Genomic DNA, 1,888 nt, shown 5'->3' on the forward strand with positions numbered 1-1,888 from the left:
GCGACAGTGGCGAGTCGCTGGAAGGCCTGCAGCAGGACGTGAAAGGCATCGTCGGCGTGCTCGACGTGATCCGCGCCATTGCCGAGCAGACCAACCTGCTGGCGCTCAACGCCGCCATCGAGGCGGCCCGTGCCGGCGAGGCCGGACGCGGTTTCGCCGTGGTCGCCGATGAAGTCCGGGCGCTGGCCAGTCGCACTCAGCAGAGCACCGGCGAGATCCAGAACATGATCGATCGCCTGCAGGGCGCAACGTCGCACACGGTCAGCACCATGCTGCGCGCTGGCGAGACGGGCGAGAGCACCCGCGATCATGCCAACCAGGCCGGCGAGTCGCTGGATGCGATTTCCGCCCTGATCGGCACCATCAACTCGATGAACGCGCAGATCGCCGCCGCCGCCGAGGAGCAGACTGCCGTCGCCGAGGAGATCAACCGTAGCGTGCACCATATCGCCGATGCGGTGGACGGTGTGGCCAGCGATGCGGCGCAGGGCGCGCAGACGGCGCGCGAGCTGAACGGATTGGCCGAGCAGCTGCAGCGATTGGTCGGGCAGTTCCGGGTCTGACTGAAGCAGCCGCTCTGGAATGGGCCCTCACGAAACCCTGCCTGGCAGGGTTTCGTTGTTTTTCAGGTAAAGAAACGTCCCCGTAGGTCGACAACCGAAAAGTACTGCGTGAATTGGCGGCTTAATTGGCGCCTGATTTTTGTCGCATATCTTGTTGCTCAACCCACCTACGGGAATTAACAGAATGCTTTCCAACCTTCGTTTGCGAATGAAGTTGCTGCTGCTCGCGCTGGGCCCGATTCTGCTGCTCGCCATCCTGCTCAGCGGCATTGCCGTGTACGAGCTGCAGAGCCTCGCCGAACAGCAGGAAGAACACACCCGCAACAGCCTCATCCAGGACCGTCGCGCGGAGCTCAAGCACTACGTCGAGCTAGCCCGTAACGCCATTGGGCCGATCTACGAGCGTTCTGCCGAGGGCGACATGCAGGCGCGCGACCAGGCCGTGGCCATCCTCGAGAAGTTGGTCTATGGCAAGGACGGCTATTTCTGGGGCTACGACAGCCAGGCCGTGCGCATCCTGCAAGGCAACACCAAGGACAAGATCGGCCAGAGCTTCTATAACTACCGCGACCCCAATGGCGTCTATGCCATTCGCGAGCTGGTTCGTGCCGGCCAGGACGGCAGCCATTACGTCGACTACAGCTTCGTGCTCGGCGACAGCAGTGTGCTGGTGCCCAAGGTCGGTTACGCCGAGTCCCTGCCGAAGTGGAAGATGGTCTTCGGTACCTCGCTCAACCTCGATGGTGTCGAGCGCGACGTCCAGGCCGCCCGCGCCGAATTCCAGCAGCGCATCGACGGTCTGGTGGCCATCATGCTGGTCTCCGCATTGATCCTGCTGGGCCTGATCGCCCTGGTCGCCGTGTTCATGAGCAACGCCCTGCTCAGGCCGCTGCTGCTGATCAAGCGCAACCTGGACGACATGGCTCAGGGTGACGGCGACCTGACCCAGCGCCTGCCGATCACCAGTCAGGACGAGCTGGGCGAGCTGGCCACCTCGTTCAATCGCTTCGTCGAGAAGATCCATTCGCTGGTGCAGCAGGTCGCCGGCACCACCACCCAGCTGACCGGTCTGGTCGGTGCGGTGGCCAGCCAGGCGCAGCGCTCGGAGCAGGCCATGGCCGATCAGCGCAGCGAGACCGATCAGGTCGCCACGGCGATCAACGAGATGTCCGCCGCCGCCCACGAAGTGGCTATGAGCGCCCAGCGTGCGGCCGAAGCGGCACGCGAGACCGATCAGCAGGGTGTCGCCGCCAAGCAGGTGGTGGACCAGAGCATTCGCCAGATCCACGAGCTGGTGGGCGAGCTGCGCGGCAGCGGCGAGTCCC

General features: G+C 64.4%; 2 protein-coding genes. Both read left to right on the top strand.

Annotated features, from left to right (window positions below; all coding sequences use genetic code 11):
- Positions 1–563: methyl-accepting chemotaxis protein (locus NAO55_RS20875; RefSeq protein WP_256070320.1), on the top strand; the 563-nt coding region annotated here is incomplete at its 5' end.
- Positions 564–747: 184 nt separating this feature from the next.
- Positions 748–1,888 (top strand): cache domain-containing protein (locus NAO55_RS20880; protein ID WP_256070321.1); only part of this gene is annotated, 1,141 nt, incomplete at its 3' end.

The sequence above is a fragment of the Stutzerimonas frequens genome, from assembly GCF_024448335.1.
GTDB lineage: Bacteria > Pseudomonadota > Gammaproteobacteria > Pseudomonadales > Pseudomonadaceae > Stutzerimonas > Stutzerimonas frequens.